Source organism: Streptomyces sp. CY-1, assembly GCF_047218265.1.
GTDB classification, from domain to species: Bacteria; Actinomycetota; Actinomycetes; order Streptomycetales; family Streptomycetaceae; genus Streptomyces; species Streptomyces niphimycinicus.
Window position 1 is genome coordinate 6,551,221 of sequence record NZ_CP178393.1, and the last position, 24,516, is coordinate 6,575,736.

Genomic DNA, 24,516 nt, shown 5'->3' on the forward strand with positions numbered 1-24,516 from the left:
GGGCCTCTTCATGGCGCCGTCTCCGTCCCGCCGGCCGTGCCACCGCCCCGCCGCCCCGCGTAAAACGAAGTTTTTGCAGCGCCGTTGCCGGTGCCTCCACCGCGCACAACACTCGACGATCACGGCGGGTGGCGGGTCGCCGAATCCTTTTCGGTGACCCCGGAATGACGAGTGGAGATTTCCATAATGACGCGAGCAGCCATCGATGACGTCCTTCCGCTGTGGCCGCTTCAGGAGGGTTTGCTGTTCCACACCCTGTACGGGGAGCAGCAGCTCGATGTCTATGTCGCACAGATCCTGATCGATCTCGACGGCGCCCTGGACGCCGGGGTGATGCGCGACGCGGTGGCCACTCTGCTGCGCCGGCACGCCAATCTGCGGGCCAGTTTCCGCTACGAGAAGCTGAGCCGCCCGGTCCAGGTGATCCCCCGCGAAGTGGAGGTGCCCTGGCGGGAGTTCGACCTGTCCGGGCTGGCCGGGCCGGCCAGGGAGCGTGAGGCCGAGCGGCTCGCCGCCGAGGAGGCGGGCCACCGCTTCGACCTGTCGGCCGGGCCGCTGCTGCGCTTCACCCTGATCAGGCTGGGGGAGCGCACCCACCGGCTGCTGTTCAACGCCCACCACATCCTGCTGGACGGCTGGTCCACCGCACGGCTGCTGTTCGAGCTCTTCGAGATCTACCACCGCCGTGGTGACGCCTCCGGGCTGCCGCGGGTGACCCCGTACCGCGACTGTCTGAGCTGGCTGGGCCGGCAGGACCGGGTCGCGGCGGAGGGCGCCTGGCGCTCGGTGCTCGCCGGTGTCGAGGAGCCGACGCTGATCGCGCCGGGCGACACCGGGGCCGAGGCCCCGCCCGCCGAGCTGGTCGTCACCATGGCGCCGGAGCTGGGCGCCCGGGTGCGGGAGACCGCGCGCCGCAACGACCTCACCCTGAGCACCGTGTTCCAGGGCATCTGGGCGCTGCTGCTGGGCCGGCTCACCGGGCGGGACGACGTGGTGTTCGGCTCCACGGTGTCCATCCGTCCCGCCGAACTGCCCGACGCGGAACACATGGTCGGGCTGTTCATCAACTCGGTGCCGATCCGGGTGCGGATGAGCCCCCGGGACACCCTGCTGTCGCTGCTGAGCGGGGTGCAGAGCCAGTCCGCCGGAATGATGGCCCACCACCACCTCAGCCTGCCGGACATCCAGCGCGCCGCCGGGCACGGCACCCTCTTCGACACCCTCACCGTCACCGAGAACTACCCGATGGGCGGGGAGGACCTGCCCGAGCTGCCCGGCGACCTCACCATGACGGGCGCCAAGGGCACCGACGCCAACCACTATCCGCTGAGCATCGCCGCGCTGCCCGGCGAGGAGCTGCGGCTGCACTTCCGCTACCGCCCGGAGATCTTCCGGGAGGCGGACATCGCGGCGCTCGGCGAGCGGTTCCGCCGCCTGTTCGAGGCGTTCGCCGCCGACCCCGGGCAGTCGGTGGGCGGGCTTCCGCTGCTCTCCGGGGCCGAGCGCGACCAACTGCTGGGGCTGGGCATACCCGCCCGGCCGCTGCCCGCCGGGGAGACCATCCCCCAGCTCTTCGCCGAGCGGGTGCGCCGCCACCCGGAGGCCGTCGCGCTCGCCTACGAGGGCACGACGCTGACCTACGCCGAGCTGGACCGCCGCGCCAACCGCCTGGCCCGCGAGCTGATCGAGCGGGGGGTCGGCCCCGAGAAGGTGGTGGCCCTCGCCCTGGACCGGTCGCCCGAGCTGGTGATCGCCATGATGGCGGTGCTCAAGGCGGGTGCCGCGTATCTCCCGGTGGACACCTCCTATCCGGCCGAGCGCATCGCCTATCTGCTCACCGACGCGGCCCCGGCACTGGTGCTGACCACCACCGGGGCGGCCGAGCTGATCCCGCGGGCGTGCACCGCGCCGCTGCTCCCGCTGGACGACCCGGACACCGTCCGGCGGATCGCGGACCGGCCGGACTCCGCGCCCGGCCCGCGGGAGCTGCTCGGCACGGTGACACCGGCGGGCGCCGCGTATGTCATCTACACCTCCGGCTCCACCGGCCGCCCCAAGGGCGTCGTGGTGACCCACCGCGGTCTGGCCGGGCTTGTCACCACCCATGTCGAACGGTTCGGGGTCGGCCCCGACAGCCGGGTGCTCCAGTTCGCCTCGCCCAGCTTCGACGCCGCGGTCTGGGAGACCTATATGGGTCTGCTGACCGGCGCCACGCTGGTGCTCGCCCCGGCCGAGCGGCTGCGGCCCGGCCGGGCGCTGGCCGCACTGGCCGCCGAGCACGACGTCACCCACGCCACCATCCCGCCCGCCGCGCTGGCCGTGCTCGCCCCCGGCGATCTGCCCACCGTGCGGGTGCTGGTGGTGGCCGGTGAGGCGACCGCGCCCGAACTGGTCGAAGCCTGGTCCGCGGGCCGCCGCATGTTCAACGCCTACGGCCCCACCGAGACCACGGTCTGCGCCTCGATGAGCGACCCCCTCGACGGCGCCGGTACGCCGCCGATCGGCACCGCCCTTAGCACCGCGAGGCTGCGGGTGCTCGACGGCGCGCTGCGGCCCGTGCCGCGCGGCGTCACCGGTGAGCTGTATGTCTCCGGGCCGTGCCTGGCCCGCGGCTATCTGAACCGGCCCGGTGTCACCGCCGAGCGCTTCGTCGCCGACCCGTTCGCCACCGACGGCACCCGCATGTACCGCACCGGCGACCTGGTGCGCTGGCGGGCCGAAGGCGACGGCGCGGTACTGGAGTTCGCGGGCCGCGCCGACGACCAGGTGAAGATCCGCGGCTTCCGTATCGAGCCCGGCGAGATCGAGTCGCGCCTGGCCGCGCACGAGGCCGTCGACCGCGCCGTGGTCGTGGTGCGCGAACCCACCCCGGGCGACAAGCGGCTCGTCGCCTATCTGGTGCCGGTGGCCGGGGCCCAGGTGCCGGCCGTCACCGAGCTGCGCGAACAGGTGGCCGCCTCGCTGCCCGAGTACATGGTGCCCTCGGCCTTCGTCGCCCTGGACGACCTGCCGCTGACGCCCAACGGCAAGCTGGACCGCAAGGCGCTGCCGGAGCCCGACAGCGCCGCCGAGCTGGGCGGGCGCGGGCCGCGCACCCCGCAGGAGGAGATCCTGTGCGCACTCTTCGCCGAGCTGCTCGGGGTGCCCGAGGTCGGCGTGGACGACGACTTCTTCGAACTGGGCGGCCACTCGCTGCTGGCCACCCGGCTGGTCACCAGGACGCGTGCGATCTTCGGCGTGGAGGTGTCGCTGCGCACGGTCTTCGAGACCCCGTCCCCGGCGGCCATCGCCCGCGGGCTGGACCGGGCCACCGGTGGCCGCGCCGCGCTGGAGGCCGGTGAGCGGCCCGAGCGGATACCCCTGTCCTTCGCCCAGCGCAGGCTGTGGTTCCTGGACCGCTTCGAGGACTCCCAGTCGGTCTACAACGTCCCGCTCACCGTGCGGCTGACCGGCGAACTGGACCTGGCCGCGCTGCGCCTGGCCTTCCAGGACGTGGTGGCCCGGCACGAGAGCCTGCGCACGGTCTTCCCCGACGTGGACGGCGATCCGTACCAGCGGGTGCTGGACCCGGAGCGGGCCAGGCTCGACCTGTCCGTGGTGGACCTCGGCGACGCCGAACCCGAGCGGCTGCGCCGGGCGCTGAACGAGGAGACGGCGGTCGGATTCCGGCTGGCCGAGGAGATCCCGCTGCGGGTGAGGGTCTTCCGCACCGGCCCGAACAGCCATCTGCTGCTCGTGGTGATGCACCACATCGTCGGCGACGGCTGGTCGCTCGGCGTCTTCGGCCACGATGTCTCGGTCGCCTACGCGGCCCGGCTGGCGGGCGAGGCGCCCCGGTTCGAGCCGCTGCCGGTGCAGTACGCGGACTACTCGCTGTGGCAGCAGCGGGTGCTGGGCGAGGAGGCGGACGAGAACAGCCCGATCGCCCGGCAGCTCGCCTTCTGGCGCGACACCCTCGCGGGGATGCCGGAGGAGCTCAACCTGCCGGTGGACCGGCCGCGTCCGGCGGTGGCCGGATACGCGGGCGACACGGTCACCTTCGAACTGGACCAGGAGCTGCACAAGCGGCTGCTGACCGTGGCACGCACCTCGCAGGCCAGCCTGTTCATGGTGCTCCAGGCGGGGCTTTCGGTGCTGCTGTCGCGGTCCGGGGCCGGTACGGACATCCCCATCGGCACGCCCATCGCGGGCCGCGGCGACGACGCCATGGACGGACTGGTCGGCTTCTTCCTCAACACGCTCGTCCTGCGCACCGACACCTCCGGCGATCCGAGCTTCCGCGAACTGGTCCAGCGCGTCCGCGAGACGGACCTGGCCGCCTACGCCCACCAGGACGTGCCGTTCGAGCGGCTGGTGGAGGAGCTGAACCCGGAGCGGTCGCTGGCCCGGCACCCGCTGTTCCAGGTGATGTTCACCGTGCAGAACAACCGCCCGGCCGAACTGGTGCTGCCCGGGCTGCGGGTGGAGCCCTACGAGCACCTCGGTGAAATGGCCAAGTTCGACCTGTTCGTGGGGATGGTCGAGCAGCGCACGGCCGACGGCGCCCCCGACGGCATCGCCGGCCGGATCGAGTACAGCACCGACCTGTTCGACCGGGAGACGGCCTCGGACCTCGCCGACCGGCTGGTGCGGGTGCTCGCTGCGGCGGCCGAGGACCCCAAGCGGCCCATCGGCTCCCTTGACCTGCTCGACCTGATGGAGCGGCACCGGCTGCTCACCGCGTACAACGACACCGCGCACACCCTCGACGGCGCGGCGCTGCCGGAGCTGTTCCAGCGGCAGGCCCACGCGACTCCCGGCACCCCGGCCGTGGTGCACGGGGACACCGAGCTGTCGTACGCCGGGCTCAACGCCCGCGCCAACCGGCTGGCCCGGCTGCTGCTCGACCGGGGCATCGGACCCGAGGACACCGTCGGCGTGGCGCTGCCGCGCTCGGTGGACCTGCTGGTCGCGGTGGTGGCCGTGGTCAAGACCGGGGCGGCGTATCTGCCCATCGACCCGGAGTACCCGACCGAGCGCGTCTCCTTCATGCTCGACGACGCGGCCCCCGCCGTGGTGCTGACCCGCGGCGGTGTGCTGCCGGACGGGGTGCGGGCACCGGTGCTGGCGCTGGACGAGCCGGAGAGCGCCGAGGCGCTGGCCGCGCGGTCGGACACCGACCCCACCGACGCCGACCGGCCGCGTCCGCTCCATCCGGCCGCCCCGGTGTATGTCATCTACACCTCCGGCTCCACCGGCCGCCCCAAGGGCGTCGTGATGCCCGCGGGCGCCATGGCCAACCTGGTCGCCTGGCACCACGGCGAGATCGGCGGCGGCGCCGGGACGCGGGTCGCCCAGTTCACCGCGATCAGCTTCGACGTCTCCGCCCAGGAGATCCTGGCCACCCTGCTCACCGGCAAGACGCTGGTGGTCCCGGACGACGCCGTGCGCCGCGACGCCGCCGCCCTCACCCGGTGGCTGGAGGAGCGGCGGATCAATGAGCTGTACGCCCCCAACCTGGTGGTGGACGCCGTCGCGGAGGCCGCCCTGGAGAGCGGTGCCGCCCTCGGCGAGCTGCGGGTGATCGCCCAGGCGGGCGAGGCGCTGGCGCTCACCCCGCGGCTGCGCGCCTTCGGCGCGGGGCGCCCGTGGCTGCGGCTGCACAACCACTACGGCCCCACCGAGAGCCATGTGGTCACCGGCACCACGCTGCCCGCCGACCCGGCGGACTGGCCCGCCGCGGCCCCCATCGGCCGCCCGGTGTGGAACGACCGGGTCTATGTGCTGGACGACGCGCTCGGCCCGGTGCCCGCCGGGGTCGTCGGAGAGCTGTATCTGGCCGGCACCGGGCTGGCCCGCGGCTATCTGAAGCGGCCGGGCCTGACCGCGGAGCGCTTCGTCGCCGACCCCTTCGGCCCGGCCGGGTCCCGGCTCTACCGCACCGGAGACCTGGTGCGCTGGGACCGGGACGGCCAACTGCGGTTCGTGGGGCGCGCCGACCACCAGGTCAAGGTGCGCGGCTTCCGGATCGAGCTGGGCGAGATCGAGACGGCGCTGGCCGCCCACCCCGACGTCGCCTCGGTGGCCGTCCTGGCCCGGCAGGACCGGCCCGGGGCGCCCCAACTCGTCGGCTATCTGGTCCCGGTGACCGGGCGGACCGCCCCGGCCCCGGCCGAACTGCGCAAGCACCTGGCCACCACCCTGCCCGAGTACATGGTGCCCAGCGCGTTCGTCGCCCTGGACGCGCTGCCGCTGACCCCCAACGGCAAGCTGGACCGCCGGGCGCTGCCCGCGCCGGTACGGGAGGACGCCGAGCGGCGGGAGCCCGCCACCCCGCGGGAGGCCGCGCTGTGCGGGCTGTTCGCCGAGGTGCTCGGGGTGCCCGAGGCCGGAGTGGACGACAACTTCTTCGACCTCGGCGGCCATTCACTGCTCGCCACCCGGCTGACCAGCCGGATCCGTACGGCCCTGGGCGCCGAGCTGAGCGTGCGCGACCTGTTCGAGTCGCCGACGCCCGCCGGACTCGCCGGGCTGATCGGCGAGGCGGGCGGGGCGCGGCGCGCGGTGACCGCGCGGGAGCGGCCGGAGGAGGTGCCGCTGTCGTTCGCCCAGCGCAGGCTGTGGTTCCTGGGCCGGTTCGAGGGGCCGAGCGCCACCTACAACCTGCCGATGGCCCTGCGGCTGACCGGTGAGCTGGACCGGGAGGCGCTGCGCGCGGCGCTGGCCGATGTGGTCGCCCGCCACGAGAGCCTGCGCACCGTCTTCCCGGAGATCGACGGCCGCCCCCGCCAGGTCGTGCTGGACGTGGTGCCCGAACTGCCGGTATCCGAGGTCACCGAGGCCGGTCTGGAGGCGGCGCTCACCGAGGCCGCCGGATACGCCTTCGACATCGCCACCGAGATCCCGGTACGGGCGCGGCTGTTCGCGCTCGGCCGCACCGAGCACGTCCTGGCGCTGGTGGTCCACCACATCGCGGGCGACGGCTGGTCCATGGCCCCGCTGGGCCGCGATCTGTCCGCCGCCTACGCGGCCCGCGGCGCGGGCCGGGCCCCGGAGTTCACCCCGCTGCCGGTGCAGTACGCCGACTACACGCTGTGGCAGCACGAGGTGCTGGGCAGCGAGGACGACCCGGACAGCACCATCTCCCGGCAGGCCGCGTTCTGGCAGTCGGCCCTGGAGGGGGCGCCGGAGGAGCTGGCGCTGCCCGCCGACCACCGCCGTCCGCCCGCCATCAGCTACCGCGGCGATATGGTCACCTTCCGCTTCGACGCCGAGGTGCACCGCGGCCTGCGCGACCTGGCCATGGAGCACCGGGCCAGCCTCTTCATGGCCGTCCAGGCCGGTCTGGCCGCGCTGCTCAGCAGGCTCGGCGCGGGCACCGACATCCCGCTCGGCACGGCCATCGCGGGCCGCACCGACGACGCCCTGGACGATCTGGTCGGCTTCTTCGTCAACACGCTGGTGCTGCGCACCGATGTCTCCGGCGACCCGACCTTCGCCGAACTGCTGGAGCGGGTGCGGGAGACCGACCTGGCCGCGTACGCCCACCAGGACCTGCCGTTCGAGCGGCTGGTCGAGCTGATCAACCCCGAGCGCTCGGCGTCCCGGCATCCGCTGTTCCAGGTGATGCTGGCGTTCCAGAACACCGCCGAGGGCCGGGTCGACCTGCCCGGGGTGGTCGCGGGGCCGCAGCCGATCGGCCATGACGTGGCCAAGTTCGACCTGTCCTTCACCCTGTCGGAGACCCACCGGGACGACGGCGAGCCCGCGGGGATCGAGGGGGCGCTCACCTACAGCACCGATCTGTTCGAACGGGACACGGTGCGGATGCTGGTGGACCGGCTGGCGCGGCTGCTGGCCGCCGCCGTCGCCGATCCGTCGGCACCGGTGGACGGGCTGGACGTACTGCTGCCCGGGGAGCGCCACCGGATCGTCGAGGAGTGGAACGACGCCGCGGTCCGTGAGGTGCCCCCGGCCACCATGGCGGAGCTGTTCGCCGGCTGGGCGGCCCGCACCCCGGACGCACCGGCCCTGCTCACCGAGGAGGGCACCTGGACCTTCGCCGAACTCGACGCGCGGGCCGGGCGGATCGCCCGGGCGCTGGCCGCGCGGGGAGCGGGACCGGAGAAGCTGGTGGCGGTGGCACTGCCGCGGTCGCCGGAGCTGATCGTCTCGCTGCTCGCGGTGGTACGGGCGGGGGCGGCCTATCTGCCGATCAACCCGGAGCTGCCGGGCGACCGCATCGGGTACATGCTCGACGACGCCGAGCCCGCCCTGCTGCTGACCTCCGGCGCCGTCGCCGGACGGCTGCCGCGCACCACCGTGCCCACGGCGCTGGTCGACGCGCTGGACGCGACGCAGCCCTCCGACGCGGCCGACGCGCCCGAGGCGTCCGTGCCCGCCGTCGCCCTGTCGCCCCAGCACCCCGCCTATGTCATCTACACCTCCGGATCGACCGGCCGGCCCAAGGGCGTGACCGTGACCCACGCCGGAGTGGCACACCTGTGCGCGACGCTGGTGGAGCGGGCGGGCGTCGGCCCGGGCGCCCGGGTGCCGCAGCTCGCCTCGGCCAGCTTCGACGCGGCGTTCCTGGAGCTGGCCATGAGCCTGCTGGTGGGCGGCGCGCTGGTGGTCGTCCCGGCCGAGCGGCCCACCGCCGGACAGGCGTATCTCGACCTGTGCGCCGAGTACGGCGTCACCCACGCCTTCATCACCCCCGCCTCCCTGGCCGCGCTGCCCGAGGGCGGGCTGCCCGAGGGCATGGAGATCGTCGTCGGCGGTGAGTCCTTCGGACCGGAGCTGATCGGCCGGTGGCGGGACACGGTGCGGCTGCACAATGTGTACGGCCCGACCGAGACCACCTGTGTGGCGGCGATGAGCGGGCTGCTGACCGACGACGCCGTACCGGCGCTCGGCGCGCCCGTCGCCGACTCCCGGCTGCATGTGCTGGACGAGCGGCTGCGCCCGGTGCCGCTCGGTTGCGTGGGTGAGTTGCATATCGCGGGCGTCTCGCTGGCCCGCGGCTATCTGGGCCGCCCCGGGCTGACCGCCGAACGCTATGTGGCCGACCCGTTCGGGCCGCCCGGATCGCGGATGTACCGCTCCGGCGACCTGGTGCGCCGACGCGCCGACGGCGAGCTGGAGTTCGTCGGGCGCACCGACGACCAGGTGAAGCTGCGCGGGCTGCGGATCGAGCTGGGTGAGATCACCGCGGCCGTCTCCGACCACCCCGATGTGCACCAGGCCACCACCATCGTGCGCGAGGACCGCCCGGGGGTGCGGCTGCTGACGGCCTATGTGGTGCCCACCGCCGGGGCGGGCGACCTCGACATCGACGCCCTGCGGGCCGGGCTGGCGCGACGGCTGCCCGACTACATGGTTCCGGCGGCGTTCGTGACGCTGGCGACGCTTCCGCTGACCACCAGCGGAAAGATCGACCGCAAGGCGCTGCCCGCACCGGAGCAGGGCGGCACCTCCCGTGCGCCGAGCGGCGCCCGTGAGGAGATCCTGCGCGGGCTGGTCGCGGAGGTGCTGGGGCTCAGGGTCGAGGAAGTCGGCGTCGACGACAGCTTCTTCTACCTGGGCGGCGACAGCATCGTCTCGATCCAGTTGGTGGCCAGGGCGCGTGCCGCGGGTCTGGTCTTCACCCCGAAGGACGTCTTCCGCCACCAGAGCGTCGCGGCCCTCGCGGCCGCCGCGGGCACCGTCCCCGAGGCCGAGGCGGAGGACCCGGACGCCGGTATCGGGGAGATCCCCGCGACCCCGATCCTGCACTGGCTCAGCGAGCGGAACGGGCCCATCGGCCGGTTCCACCAGTCGATGCTGCTCCAGACGCCCGCAGAGCTGGACCTGGACCGGCTGGTCACCGCCGTGCAGACGCTGCTGGACCACCATGACGCGCTGCGGGCGCGGCTGCGCCGGAGCGAGGGGGAATGGTCGCTGGAGGTGGCGGCCCGCGGCGCGGTCCGCGCCGCGGAGCTGATCCGGCGGGTCGACCTCACCGGCCTGGACGACGCGGCGCGCCGCGCCCGCCTCGCCGAGCACAGCGACGCGGCGGTGGGCAGGCTCGCCCCCGAGGACGGCACGATGGCCCAGTTCGTATGGTTCGACGCCGGGCCCGGTGAGCGCGGCAGGCTGTGGTTCTCGCTGCACCACCTCGTCGTGGACGGCGTCTCCTGGCGGATCCTGCTGCCGGACCTGGCCCGGGCCTGGGAGGCGGTACGGGACGGGCGCACCCCCGCGCTCGACCCGGTGGGCACCTCCTTGCGCCGCTGGTCGCGGACGCTGGCCGAGGAAGCCGTACGGCCGGAGCGGATCGCCGAACTCCCGGGCTGGCGCGGCCGGCTCGCCCAGGCCCCGGAGCCGCTGGCCGAGCTGACCGTCGACCCGTCCAGGGACCTCACCCGCACCCAGCGCGCGATCACCCTGGCGCTGCCCGCGGACACCACCCGGACCCTGCTCACCCGGCTGCCCGAGATGTTCCACGCGTCGGTCAACGATGTGCTGCTCACCGGGCTGACCCTGGCGGTGGCCGACTGGCGCCGCCGGCGCTTCGGCGGGGCCACCGGCGGGCTGCTGGTGGCGCTGGAGGGCCACGGCCGCGAGGAGATCGCCGAGCACGCCGAACTCTCCCGTACGGTCGGCTGGTTCACCAGCATGTACCCGGTGTTCCTGGACCCCGGGCGGATCGACTGGGGCCAGGTGTGGAGCGGCGGGGCGACCGTCGGCGACGTCCTGGCCCGGATCAAGGAGCAGTTGCGCCAGGTGCCCGACAACGGCGTCGGCTACGGCCTGCTGCGCCATCTCAACCCGGACACCGCGCCCTCGCTGCGGGGCCTGGCCGAGCCGCAGATCGGGTTCAACTACCTGGGGCGGTTCGACTCCTCGGGCACGCCCGAGGCCGCCGACTGGGCGCTCGCCCCCGAGGCGGGCGCCGTCGGCGGCGAGGACCCGGACATGCCGGTCGCCCACGCACTGGAGATCACCGCGTCCACCCAGGACCGCCCGGACGGACCCGAGCTGTCGGTGCTCTGGCAGTGGCCCTCGGCGCTGCTGGAGGAGGACGTGGTGCGGGACCTCGCACAGGCGTGGATCCGGGCGCTGGAGGCGCTGGCCCGCCATGCCGACACTCCGCAGGGCGTCCGCCACACCCCCTCCGACATGGATCTGATCGACGTCAGCCAGGACGAGTTGGACCAGCTCGCGAGCGAACTGGACGACTGGCAGTAGCACCCACTTCCGAGTTGTTTATCTGCGGCTTTCGCCGGGCCGCAGCGCCATTACGGTCGGATCGGCGGGCCTCGTCGACGGGCGGGAAGGGCCCCGCCGATCCGACTGCGCACTCGTCACACATCGCATCACGAAGACGCCCAGGGAGCCTGTGCAGTGAAGCAGACACGTATCGAGGACCTTCTGCCTTTGTCGCCGCTCCAGGAAGGGCTGCTCTTCCACGCGCAGTACTCCGAGGACGCGCTCGACGTCTACACGGTCCAGTTGGCGGTGAGGATCCAGGGCCCGGTGGACGCCCCGGCGGTGCGCCGCGCTTCGGCCACGCTGATGCGGCGGCACGCGAGCCTGCGCGCGGGATTCCGGCGCCGCAAGACCGGTGAGCCGATGCAGGTGATCCTCCGGGACCTCGAACTCCCGCTGACCGAGCTGGACTTCAGCGATGTCTCCGAGGAGGAGCAGCGGGCGAAGGTCCGGGAGTTCGCCGCCGGGGACCGCAAGCGGAGCTTCGACATGGAGCGGCCGCCGCTGCTGCGGGTCACCATGATCAAGGTCGCGGCCGACGCCTTCTGGCTGGTGCTCACCTCCCACCACATCCTGCTGGACGGCTGGTCCGCCCCGCTGGTGATGCAGGAGCTGTTCCAGCACTACCGCGCGGGCGGCGAGGACACCACCCTGCCGCCGGTCACCCCCTACCGCACCTATCTCGCCTGGCTGGCCCGGCAGGACAAGGCCGCGGCGCGGCGGGCCTGGCATGAGGCGCTGGCGGGGGTGGACTCGCCCACGCTTCTGGTGCCCGACGCGAGTCCCGGCGCCGAGGTGCTGCCCGAGGACCTGGTCGCCGAGGTGCCCGCGGACCTCACCGCCCGGCTCGGCGAGCTCGCCCGCTCCGCCGGTGTCACCCTGAACACGCTGGTGCAGAGCGCCTGGGGCGTGCTGATCGGGCGGCTCACCGGCCGCGGCGATGTGGTGTTCGGCGCCACCGTCTCCGGGCGCCCGGCGGACATCCCCGGGGTGGAGTCCATGGTGGGGCTGTTCATCAACACCCTGCCGGTCCGGGTGCGGGTGGACCACGGCGCCCCCTGGACCGAGCTGCTGACGGCGGTCCAGCGCCAGCAGGCCGCGCTGCTGGACCACCACCATCTGCCGCTGTCCGCCGTGCAGGAGTCCACACCGGTCACCGGTGAACTCTTCGACACCCTGGTCGTCTTCGAGAACTACCCGCTGGACTCCGACGGCATCACCGAGCAGACCGACGGGCCGCGGATCACCGACATCACCGGCCAGGACGCCACCCACTACGCGCTCACCCTGTTCCCGACCCCCGGCCCCACCCTGCGGCTGCGCCTGGGCTACCGGCCCGATCTGTACCCGGCCGAGCGGGCGCGGGCCCTGCTGGACGGCTTCTGCCGGATGCTGGAGCGGATCGAGGCGGACCCGTCCCTCCCGGTGGGCCGCACCGAAGTGCTCGCGCCCGAGCTGCTGCGCACCGTCCTGGACAACTGGAACGAGCCCGACGCCGGGGCACCGCAGACCTCGGTGCCCGAGCTGTTCGAGGCCGCGGTGGCGGCCGACCCGTCGGCGGTGGCCCTGGTCGCGGACGGGGCCGAGATGTCCTACGGCGAACTGGACGCCCGCGCCAACCGGCTGGCCCGGCTGCTGTCCGGGCTCGGCGTCGGCCCCGAGACACGGGTGGCGGTGGCGCTGCCGCGCGGGGCGGACCTGGTGGCCACGCTGCTCGCGGTGGGGAAGACCGGCGGTGCGTACATCCCGCTGGACCCCGAATACCCGGCCGAGCGCGTCGAGTACATCATGACCGACGCCGCGCCCGCGGTGGTGGTGACCGACTCCTCGGTGGCCTCGGTGCCCGCGGCCGACGGGGTGGCGCGGGTGCTGCTGGACGACCCGGCGGTCCGCGACCGGCTGGCCGCCCTGTCCGGCGAGACCCCGGGGCTCGCCCCGGTGGCGGGTGACCACCCCGCGTACACCATCTACACCTCGGGTTCCACGGGCCGCCCCAAGGGCGTCGTCGTCACCCGGGACAACCTCACCAACTTCGTCCAGGACATGCGGGACCGGTTCGCCCTGCGGCCCGGGGACCGGCTGGCCGCGGTGACCACCATCGCCTTCGACATCGCGGGCCTGGAGCTGTACACCCCGCTGGTGTCCGGCGCCGGGGTGGTCCTGGCCACCCGGGACGAGGTGATCGACGTCCCCAGGCTCGCCGCACTGCTGGGGAGCACCGGCGTCTCGGTCATGCAGGCTACCCCCACCCTGTGGCAGGCGCTGGTGTCCCAGCACCCCGAGGCGCTCTCCGGGCTGCGGGTGCTGGTCGGCGGTGAGGCGCTGCCCGCCGGGCTCGCCTCCCGGCTGTGCGAACTCGGCACCGAGGTGACCAACCTCTACGGCCCCACCGAGACCACCATCTGGTCGACCGCCGCCCGCCTCGCCGAGGTGTCCGGCCCCCCGGCCATTGGCAGGCCCATCGCGAGCACCCAGGTCTATGTCCTGGACGCCGGGCTGTCACCGGCCCCGCCCGGGGTCCTCGGCGACCTCTACATCGCCGGGCGCGGTGTGGCGCGCGGCTACGCGGGCCGCCCGGACCTGACCGCGGAGCGGTTCGTCGCCTGCCCCTTCGGCGCGCCCGGCACCCGGATGTACCGGACCGGTGATGTGGCCCGGTGGACGGACGGCGGGCAACTGGAGTTCGCCGGCCGCACCGACGACCAGGTCAAGGTGCGCGGCTTCCGCATCGAGCTGGGCGAGATCGAGACCGTGCTCGCCGAGGTGCCCGAGGTCGCCCAGGTGGCGGTCGTGGCCCGCGAGGCCGGATCGGGCGAGCAGCGGCTGGTGGCGTACGTCGTCGCGGCCCCGGACGCGGCGGTGCCGGTGCCCGCGCTGCGCCGGGCGGTCTCCGCGCGGCTGCCGGAGTACATGATGCCCTCGGCGTTCATGGTGCTGGACGCGCTGCCGCTGACCCCCAACGGCAAGACCGACCGCAAGGCGCTGCCCGCGCCCGACTTCGGCGAGCTGACCACCGGCGCCGCCCCGCGCACCCCGCAGGAGGAGATCCTGTGCGGGCTGTTCATGGAGACGCTCGACCTGGCCGCGGTCGGCATCCACGACGACTTCTTCGAGTTGGGCGGGCATTCGCTGCACGCCACCCGGCTGGTCAGCCGGGCCCGTTCGGCGTTCGCCGTGGAGCTGCCGCTGCGGGTGCTGTGGGAGGCCCCCACGGTGGCCCGGCTGGCGGCCCGGCTGCGCGGCGCCGACGAGGCCCGGCCGCCGGTGCGCGCGGTGGAGCGGCCCGAGCGGATCCCGCTGTCCTACGCACAGCGCCGGCTGTGGTTCCTCAACCGGTTCGAGCACGGCGCCGCGGCCCACAACATCAGCATCGGCCTGCGGCTGAGCGGATCGCTGGACCAGGAGGCGCTGCGGGCGGCCGTCCGCGACGTCACGGCCCGGCACGAGACGCTGCGCACGATCTTCCCCGAAACCGACGGGGTGGCCCGGCAGTTGATCCTCAGCCCGGAGCAGGGGGCGGCCGACCTGGTCGTCACCCCCGTGGCCGAGGGGGATCTGGACGCGGCGATCGCGGAGCAGGCGGCGCGCGACTTCGACCTGGCGACCGAGACCCCGCTGCGGGTGACCCTGTTCCGGATCGGCGCGGAGGACCACGTCCTGCTGCTGCTCCTGCATCACATCGCGGGCGACGGCTGGTCGGTCGGCCCGCTGGCCGAGGATCTCACCTCCGCCTATCTGGCCAGGGTGCGGGGCGCGGCACCGGCCTGGGAGCCGCTGCCCGCCCAGTACGCCGACTACACGATGTGGAACTACGAGGTACTGGGCGAGGAGGGCGACCCGGAGTCCCTGGTCGCCCAGCAACTGGACTTCTGGCGCAAGCGGCTGGAGGGCATCCCCGAGGTGCTGCCGCTGCCGACGGACCGGCCGCGGCCCCCGGGGGCGGACTACACCGCCGAGACGGTCGAGATGGACATCTCCCCGGAGCTGCACCGGGCGCTGACCGTCGTCGCCCGCAAGACCGGGACCAGCCTCTTCATGGTGCTCCAGGCCGGTCTGGCCGCGCTGCTCTCGGCGCTCGGTGCGGGCTCCGACATCCCCATGGGCTCCCCGATCGCCGGGCGCAACGACAAGGCGCTCGAGGGCATGATCGGCTTCTTCGTCAACACCTTGGTGCTGCGCACCGACACCTCCGGCGCCCCGACCTTCCGGGAGCTGCTGGACCGCGTCCGCGAGTACGACCTCGCCGCGTACGCCAACCAGGAGGTGCCGTTCGAGCGGCTGGTGGAGCTGCTCAACCCGGAGCGCTCGCTGGCCTGGCACCCGCTGTTCCAGATCTGGCTGAACGTGCAGAACGTCGAGGCCGCGGGCAGCGCCCCGGTCGGTCTGCCCGGGGTCGACGCCGAGGCGTATCCGGTGCCGGTGAACGCCACCCAGTTCGACCTCGCGTTCACCTTCAACGAGCGCACCGCGGCCGACGGCGGCCCGGACGGGATGCAGGCGCTGATCGACTTCCGGCTCGACCTCTTCGACCGCCGGACCGTCGTGGATCTCTTCGGCCGGCTGGAGCGGCTGCTGGAGCGGGTGGCCGCCGACCCCGAACTGCGCGTACAGGAGCTGTCCGTGCTGACCGAGGACGAGCGGACGATGCTCGCCCGCGTCAACGACACGGACCGCACCGACCTCGGCCGGGCCACCTTCCCCGAGCTGTTCGCCCGGCAGGTGGCGAGCCACCCCGACGCCCCCGCGGTGGCCTTCGAGGGCGGCGAGCTGTCCTACGCCGAACTCGACCGCCGGGCCAACCGGCTCGCCCACGTCCTGTGCGCCGAAGGCGCGGGCCCCGAGCGGTTCGTGGCCCTCGCGCTGCCCCGCTCGCCGGAGTGGCCGGCCGCGGTGCTCGCGGTGCACAAGGCCGGTGCGGCCTATCTGCCGCTTGACCCGGCCTACCCCGCCGAGCGCCTGGCCTACATGCTCTCCGACGCCCGCCCCGGCGTGGTCGTCACCACCCGGGCCATCGCCGCCACCCTGCCGCCCACCGGCTCGGCCACGGTGCTGGTCGTGGACGACGAGGCCACGGCCGCCCGGGTGGCGGGCGCGCCGGACACCGCGCCGCAGGTGTGGGTGTCGGTGCGGCACCCCGCGTATGTGATCTACACCTCCGGGTCGACCGGCAGGCCCAAGGGCGTGGTGGTCTCGCACGCCGGTGTCGCCGCCCTGGCCACCGGCTACGCCGAGGCGCTGGGGCTGGGTCCGGGCAGCCGGGTGCTCCAGTTCGCCTCGCCGAGCTTCGACGCGGCGTTCGCCGAGCTGTGCCAGTCGCTGCCGGTCGGCGCGACCCTGGTGATGGCGCCGGCCGAGCGCCTGGACCCCGGCGCCCCGCTGGCCGCGCTGCTCGCCGAGCAGCGGGTCACCCAGGCGACCATTCCGCCCGCCGCGCTCGGGGTGATGGGCGACGGCGAGGTGCCCGCGGGCACCACCCTGCTGGTCGCCGGTGAGGCGACCCCGCCGGAGCTGGCCGGCCGCTGGTCGGCCGGGCGGCGGATGGTGAACGCCTACGGCCCGACCGAGACCACGGTGTGCGCCACCATCAGCGCACCGCTGTCCGGAGTGGCCGAGCCGCCCATCGGCACGCCGATCCCGAACACCCGGGTCCATGTGCTGGACGCCGAACTGCGGCCGGTGGCCACCGGCATGGCCGGTGAGCTGTACATCGCGGGTGACGGGCTCGCCCGCGGCTACCTCGGCCGCCCCGGCACCAGCGCCGAGCGGTTCGTCGCCGATCCGTTCGGCCCGGCCGGCAGCCGGATGTACCGCACCGGGGACCTGGCCAAGTGGCACCGGGACGGGCAGTTGATGTTCCTCGGCCGCACCGATGAGCAGGTCAAGCTGCACGGCTTCCGGATCGAGCCCGGCGAGATCCGCTCCGTACTGCTGAGCCGCCCCTCGGTGGCGCAGGCGGAGGTGCTGGTGCGTGAGGACCGCCCGGGGGACCAGCGGCTGGTGGCCTATGTGGTGCCCGCGGCGGGCGCCGCCCCGCTCGACGGCGCCGAGCTGCGCACCCACGCGGCCACCGCGCTGCCGGACTACATGGTGCCCGCCGCGGTCGTGGTGCTGGACGCGCTGCCGCTGACCCCCAACGGCAAGACCGACCGCAAGGCGCTGCCCGAGCCCGAGTACGCCGGCGCCGCCGCCCCCACCGACGGGCCGCGCACGCCTCAGGAAGAGCTGCTGTGCTCGCTGTTCGCCGAGGTCCTCGGGCTGGAGCGGATCGGCGTCCACGACAGCTTCTTCGACACCGGCGGCGACAGCATCATGTCCATCCAGCTCGTCCGCCGGGCCCGTAACGCGGGCATCAAGCTGACCCCGAGGGACGTCTTCGAGCAGAAGACGGTGGCCGGTCTCGCCAAGCTCACGGCCGCGGAGGAGCCGCCCGCCGAGGCCGCCCCCGAGCAGCGGCAGCCCGTGGCGGCCGGTGCGGGCGTGGGCGCCGTACCGCCGACCCCGATCATCCACTGGATGCGGGAGCGCGGCGGCCGCCCCGACCGCTTCAGCCAGACCAACATGCTCGTGGTCCCGGCCGATCTCGGCGAGGAGCGGCTGCGGGCGGTGCTCCAGACCCTGCTCGACCACCACGATGTGCTGCGGATGCGGCTGCGCCGCACCGGCGGACTGGTGTGGCATCTGGAGGTGCCCGAGCGCGGCGCCGTCCAGGCGGCCGACTGCCTGCGCCGGGTGGACATCGCGGGACTGGACGACGAGCGGGCCAGGGCCCGGATGGCCGAGGAGACCAGGGGCGCCTGGGACCGGCTCGACCCGGAGGCCGGGGCGATGATCCAGGCCGTCTGGTTCGACGCGGGCCAAGGCCGCTCCGGCAGGCTGCTGCTGACCGTCCACCACCTCGCGGTGGACGGCGTCTCCTGGCGCGTCCTGCTGCCGGACCTGGAGCTGGCCTGGGCCGGGCAGGCCGGTGGCGGCACCCCGCGGCTCGACCCCGTCGGCACCTCCTTCCGGGAGTGGGCGCAGTTGCTCACCGAGGCCGCCCAGCGGCCGGAGCGGGTCGAGGAGCTCCAGTACTGGATGGACACGCTCGGCGAGCCCGATCCGGCCCTGGCCGACCGGCCCCTGGATCCGCGGCGGGACATCGGCTCGACGACCAGGAGGGTGATGCTCACCCTCCCCGCCGAGCAGACCTCCGCCCTGCTCACCACGGTGCCCGCGGCCTACCACGCACGCGTCAACGACGTCCTGCTGAGCGCCTTCGCCACCGCCGTCGCCCAGTGGCGCGCCCAGCGTGGCCGCGCCGAGGGCCCGGTGCTGGTCAACCTGGAGGGGCACGGCCGCGAGGAGCTGGCCGAGGGGGTCGACCTCTCCCGTACCGTCGGCTGGTTCACCACCCTCTTCCCGGTGCGGCTGGACCCCGGTCCGCACGACTGGGCCGAGTTCCGGGCGGGCGGGCCGGTGGCCGGCCGGGTGCTCAAGCGCGTCAAGGAGCAACTGCGCGCCCTGCCCGACAACGGGATCGGCTACGGCCTGCTGCGCTATCTCAACCCGCAGACCGCCCCGGTGCTGGCCGGGCTGCCCGGCCCGCAGATCAGCTTCAACTACCTGGGCCGCTTCCCCGGCGGAGGACCGGAGGGCGACGCGGCGCCCGCCGACTGGAGCACCGCGCCCGAGGGCTTCGACCTCGACGGCGGCAGCGACCCCGACCGGCCGCTGGCCCACACCATCGACATCAACGCCATGACCAGGGATCTGCCCGACGGCCCCCAACTGGTGGCGGACGTGTCCTGGGCGGGCGAGATGCTGAGCGAGCCGGACGTCCGCGAGCTGGGCGAGCACTGGCTGGCCGCGCTCACCGCCCTGGTCACCCATGTCGAGCGGCCGCAAGCCGGTGGCTGGAGCCCCTCCGACCTGACGCTGGTGCCGCTGACCCAGAGCGAGATCGAGGCCGTCGAGTCCACCGGTCCCGAGCGGCTGGAGGACGTCCTGCCGCTCACCCCGATGCAGGAGGGGCTGCTCTTCCACGCCCAGTTCGACGAGGACGCGCCGGACCTCTACACGGTGCAGCTCGGCCTCGACCTCGCCGGTGAGCTGGACGCCGGCAAGCTGCGCTCGGCTGCGGCCGCCCTGCTGCGCCGCCATCCCAACCTGCGGGCGGGCTTCCGCCAGCAGGGGCTGAGCCGCCCCGTGCAGGTGATCGTCGGCGACCTCGAACTGCCCTGGCACGAGCTGGATCTGAGTGGCCTCCCCGAGGCCGAGCGGGCCGCCCGGCTGGACGCGCTGATGGACGAGGACCGGCTGCGCCGGTTCGACCTGGAACGGCCGCCGCTGCTGCGCTTCACCCTGATCCGCATGGGTGACGGTCTCGCCCGGTTCCTGATGACCAATCACCATCTGCTGCTCGACGGCTGGTCGGGACCGCTGCTGATGCGCGAGCTGTTCGCGCTCTACGCCTCCGGTGGCGATGTGTCCGTACTGCCCGAGGTGACCCCGTACCGCGACTATCTGGCCTGGCTGGGACAGCAGGACGACCGGGCGGCCCGGGAGGCGTGGGGCGCCGTGCTGTCCGGTGTGGACGGCGGGACCCTGATCGCGCCGGACGCCGACGACAAGGCCGCCGCCCTTCCCGAGGACCACCTCGTCGAACTGCCCGAGGACACCACCGAGGCGCTGACCGCGCTGGCCCGCCGCCACGGCGTCACCCTCAACACCGCCGTCCAGGCGGCCTGGGGCGTGGTGCTGGGCCGGCTGACCGGCCGGACCGATGTGGTGTTCGGCGCGACCGTCTCCGGGCGCCCGGCGGACATCCCGGGCGTGGAGACGATGGTCGGGCTGTTCATCAACACCGTCCCGGTCCGGGTCACCCTCGGCGCCGACGACACCTGGGCCGAGCTGCTGGAGCGGGTGCAGCGCCGGCAGACCTCGGTGATGGACTACCACCACCTGGGGCTCCAGGACGTGCTGCGCCTGGTCGACACGGACAAGCTGTTCGACACCATCGTCGTCACCGAGAACTATCCGCTCGAGGGCAGCGGGATGCCGGGCGTCCAGGAGGGCCTGCGCATCGTCGGCGCCTACGGCTCGGACGCCAACCACTACCCGATCAGCCTGGTGGCGATGCCCGGACGCACCCTGCGGCTGCGCTTCGGCCACCGGCCCGATGTGATCGGCCGCGAGGAGATCCAGGCCATCGGCGGCCGGCTGGTGCGCGCGGTCGAGGCCATGATCGGCGCGCCGGAGCAGCCGGTGAACCGGGTCGAACTGCTGGCCGCGGACGAACGCCGCACGCTGCTGGAGGAGTTCACCGCCACCGCCCGGCCCGCGCCGAGCGCCCTGGTGCCCGAGCGCTTCCAGGCCCAGGCCGCCCGCACCCCGGACGCCCCGGCGCTGCTGGCCGCGGACGGCACCACGCTCAGCTACGCGCAGCTCGACGCGGCCGCCGACCGGCTGGCCGCCGAGCTGAGCGCGGCCGGGGTGGGCCCCGAGCGGCTGGTGGCGCTGGCCCTGCCGCGCTCGGCGGACCTGGTGATCGCCGCCCTGGCGGTGCTCAAGGCGGGCGGCGGCTATCTGCCGGTGGACCCGGGCGACCCGGCCGACCGGCTGGCGCACGTCCTCACCGACGCCACTCCGGTGCTGGTGCTGACCCGCTCCGACATCGCGCCCGGCCTGCCGGAGACGGCGGCGCCGGTGCGGCTGCTGGACCGGCCGTCGGACGGGCCCGCGCCCGCTGGTTCCGGCGGTCACTGGTGGGATGCGCAGACGGCGCCGGTGCGGCTGCTGGACCAGCCGTCGGACGGGCCCGCGCCCGCCGCTCCCGCGGGTCAGCCCGCCCCCGCGGGACATCAGTGGCAGGCGCAGAGCCCCGCGTATGTGATCTACACCTCGGGGTCCACCGGGCGGCCCAAGGGCGTGGTGGTGGAGCACCGTTCGTTCGCCCAGTACCTCGACTACGCCGCCGAGGCGTACCCGTCGCTGGGCGAGCGGGCCCTGCTGCACTCGCCGGTCTCCTTCGACATGGCCGTCACCTCGCTGTTCGGCCCGCTGACCACCGGCGGCTGTGTGCATGTGGCGGAGCTGGAGCAGCCCGCGCAGGGGCGGGTGCGGCCCGCGTTCTGCAAGGTCACCCCGTCGCATCTGCCGCTGCTGGCCGGTGTGGACCCGGAGTGCTCCCCGACCCGTGAGCTGGTGATCGGCGGTGAGCAACTGCTGGGCGAGGCGCTGGCCCCCTGGCGCGCCGCCCACCCGGACGTGGCCGTGGTGAACGAGTACGGGCCCACCGAGGCCACCGTCGGCTGCGCGGTGCTGCGGCTGGAGCCGGGCGAGGAGACCCCGTCCGGCGCGGTGCCGATCGGCCGGCCCACCCCCAACACCCGGCTGTATGTGCTCGACGCGGGACTGCGGCCCGCGCCGCTCGGCGCCGTCGGCGAGCTGTACATCGGCGGCGGCCAGTTGGCCCGCGGCTATCTGGGCCGGCCCGCGCTGACGGCGGCCCGGTTCGTGGCCGATCCGTTCGGCGCGCCGGGCGGCCGGCTGTACCGCACCGGCGACCTGGCGCGCTGGAACGCGGACGGGCAACTGGAGTACCTGGGCCGGGTGGACGAGCAGGTCAAGATCCGCGGCTACCGGGTGGAACTCGGCGAGATCGAGGCCGCGCTGGCCCGGGACCCCGAGGTGGCCCAGGCCACGGTCGTGCTGCGCACCGACGAGGGCGCGGGCAAGCGGCTGGCCGCCTATCTGGTGGGCGCGGCGGGCGGCGGGCTGGACGCCGCCGCGGTGCGCGAGCGGCTGGCCGCGGCCGTCCCGGACTATATGGTCCCGGCCGCGTTCATGGTCCTCGACGAGCTGCCGCTGAACGCCAACGGAAAGGTCGACCGCAAGGCGCTGCCCGCACCCGACTACAACCCCCGGGAGTGGAGCGGCCCGCGCACCCCGCAGGAGGAGATCCTGTGCGGGCTGTTCCGGGAGGCGCTCGGTCTTGACGTGGTGGGTATCCACGACAGCTTCTTCGACCTGGGCGGCGACAGCATCATGTCGATGGGCCTGGTCAACCGGATCCGGTCGGCGTTCGGCGTGAAGCTCGGCATGCGGACCGTGCTGACCGCGCCCACCGTCGCCGAACTGGCCCAGAAGCTCACCGGCGACGCGGAACAGGACTCGCTCGATGTGCTGCTTCCGCTGCGCGAGCACGGCAGCCGCACCCCGCTGTTCTGTGTCCACCCCGCGGGCGGGCTGAGCTGGAGCTATTCGGCGCTGCTGCGGAGCGTGGACGCCGAGCATCCGGTCTACGGGCTCCAGTGCCGGGGGCTGAGTGGCGAGGGGGACGCGCTCCCCGCGACCCTGGAGGAGATGGCGGCCGACTATGTCGCCCAGATCCGCCGGGTCCAGCCCACCGGACCGTACGCCCTGCTCGGCTGGTCGCTCGGCGGCACGGTCATCCACGCCATGGCGGCGCTGCTCCAGGCCGCGGGCGAGGAGGTGGCGCTGCTGGTCAACCTGGACGAGTACCCGCTCGACCGCTCCCAGCCGCTGCCCGACCGGCTGCCGGACGAACAGGACGCGCTGCGGGTGCTGCTGGACTTCGAGGGCTACGACGTGGACGCCCTGAGCGACGCGCCGCTGACCCACGGCCAGGTGGTGACCATGCTGCGGGAGCGGCAGTCCGTGCTGGCCAGCCTGGACGAGGACAACGTGGCCGCCCTGGCCCGTGCCTTCGCCAACAACCGCCGGCTCTTCCTCGCCTATGAACCGGCCCCCTACCGGGGCGACCTGCTGGTGCTGGTGGCCGAGGAGGACCCGTCGGTGCCCGCGGCCGACCTGGCCGGGCGCGCCGAGCGGTGGCGGCCCCATGTCGACGGACGGATCGAGTACCGGCGGATCACTCACGCCCACCCGTACCTGATGCGGCCCGAACCGGCCGCCGAGATCGGCCGCGTACTCAACGAGAAGCTCCGGGAACTCAAGTGACCCGATTGGTGGAGAGATGAGCGTGCAGACAGCGATGAGCCGCGACGGGATACCGGAGGAGATCTCGGCCATCAACCTGGTCGATACCGGGACCTACCTCGAGCACGACATGGACGCGTACTGGCGCCGGCTGCGCGCCGACCACCCGCTGTACTGGCATCCGCCGGCCGACGGCACACCCGGCTTCTGGGTGGTCAGCCGCTACGCCGATGTGATGGCGCTCTACCGGGACAACCAGCGGCTCACCTCGGAGAAGGGCAACGTCCTGGTGACGCTGCTGGCGGGCGGCGACTCGGCGGCCGGCCAGATGCTGGCGGTGACCGACGGCCGGCGCCACAAGGACCTGCGCAATGTGATGCTCAAGGCGTTCTCGCCGCGAGCCCTGTCAAAGGTCGCGGAGCTGGTCCGGGTCAACGCCCGCCGGATGATCGCCGACGCGGTCCGGCGGGGGGAGGGGGACTTCGCGGCCGAGGTGGCCTCGGTGATCCCGCTGACCACCGTGGGCGGGCTGCTCGGGGTGCCGGTCAAGGACCACGCGTATCTGCTGGGCCTGACCAAGTCCTCGCTCAGCTCGGACGAGGCGGACCAGGCCCCGGAGGAGGCGTTCCTGGCGCGCAACGAGATTCTGCTGTACTTCAGCGACTTGGTCGCCGAGCGGCGCGCCGATCCGCAGGACGACGTGATCAGCACGCTCACCGCCAGTGAGATCAACGGGGTGCCGTTGACCGATCAGGACATCGTCTTCAACTGCTACAGCCTCATCCTGGGCGGCGATGAGACCAGCCGGCTCACGATGATCGACTCCCTGTACACCCTCAGCCGTGAGCCGGAGCAGTGGAAGCGGCTCAAGGAGGGCTCGGTGACGCTGGAGTCGGCCACCGAGGAGACGCTGCGCTGGGCCACCCCCGCGATGAACTTCGGCCGCACCGCCCTGGTCGACGTCGAGATCGCCGGGGGGACCATCAAGGCGGGCGACGTGGTGACGCTGTGGAACACCTCGGCCAACCGCGACGAGTCGGTCTTCGACGACCCGTATGTCCTGGACCTCGGCCGCTCGCCGAACAAGCACATCACCTTCGGCTACGGTCCGCACTTCTGCCTGGGCGCCTATCTGGCCCGGGTCGAGGTGAAGGAGATGCTGGACGCGCTGCGGACGTTCAGCAACGGGGTCGAACTCACCGGTGAGCCGCGCCGGATCCACTCCAACCTGATGACCGGGATGTCGACCCTGCCGGTGCGGTTCCTGCCGGACGAGGCGGGGCTGGCCACCGCCGACTCCTGAACGGCGTACGACACCGGGCCGCCCGGTGCCCCGACCGGGGCACC

Annotated in this window: 3 protein-coding genes; all 3 read left to right on the forward strand. The window is 73.7% G+C overall.

The window, feature by feature from the left end; all coding sequences use genetic code 11:
* Positions 1–186 precede the first annotated feature (186 nt).
* The 3 genes from ACK1X7_RS28350 to ACK1X7_RS28360 all read left to right on the forward strand — a co-directional run bounded on the left by ACK1X7_RS28350 (position 187) and on the right by ACK1X7_RS28360 (position 24,472).
* Entirely contained in the window at positions 187–11,208 is an 11,022-nt protein-coding gene (locus ACK1X7_RS28350) for an amino acid adenylation domain-containing protein (RefSeq protein ID WP_413115800.1), read from the forward strand.
* A gap of 156 nt (positions 11,209–11,364) precedes the next feature.
* Positions 11,365–23,190 (forward strand): amino acid adenylation domain-containing protein, encoded by an 11,826-nt coding sequence (locus tag ACK1X7_RS28355; protein WP_413115801.1) that lies wholly within the window; start codon positions 11,365–11,367, stop codon positions 23,188–23,190.
* Between the two features lie 16 nt (positions 23,191–23,206).
* Positions 23,207–24,472 (forward strand): cytochrome P450, encoded by a 1,266-nt coding sequence (locus ACK1X7_RS28360; RefSeq protein WP_385147683.1) that lies wholly within the window; start codon positions 23,207–23,209, stop codon positions 24,470–24,472.
* Positions 24,473–24,516 lie beyond the last annotated feature (44 nt).

Excerpts from the sequence above, each read along its gene's own strand:
- ACK1X7_RS28350 (WP_413115800.1), top strand. The coding sequence starts at position 187 with ATGACGCGAGCAGCCATCGATGACGTCCTTCCGCTGTGGCCGCTTCAG.
- ACK1X7_RS28360 (WP_385147683.1), top strand. The coding sequence starts at position 23,207 with ATGAGCGTGCAGACAGCGATGAGCCGCGACGGGATACCGGAGGAGATC.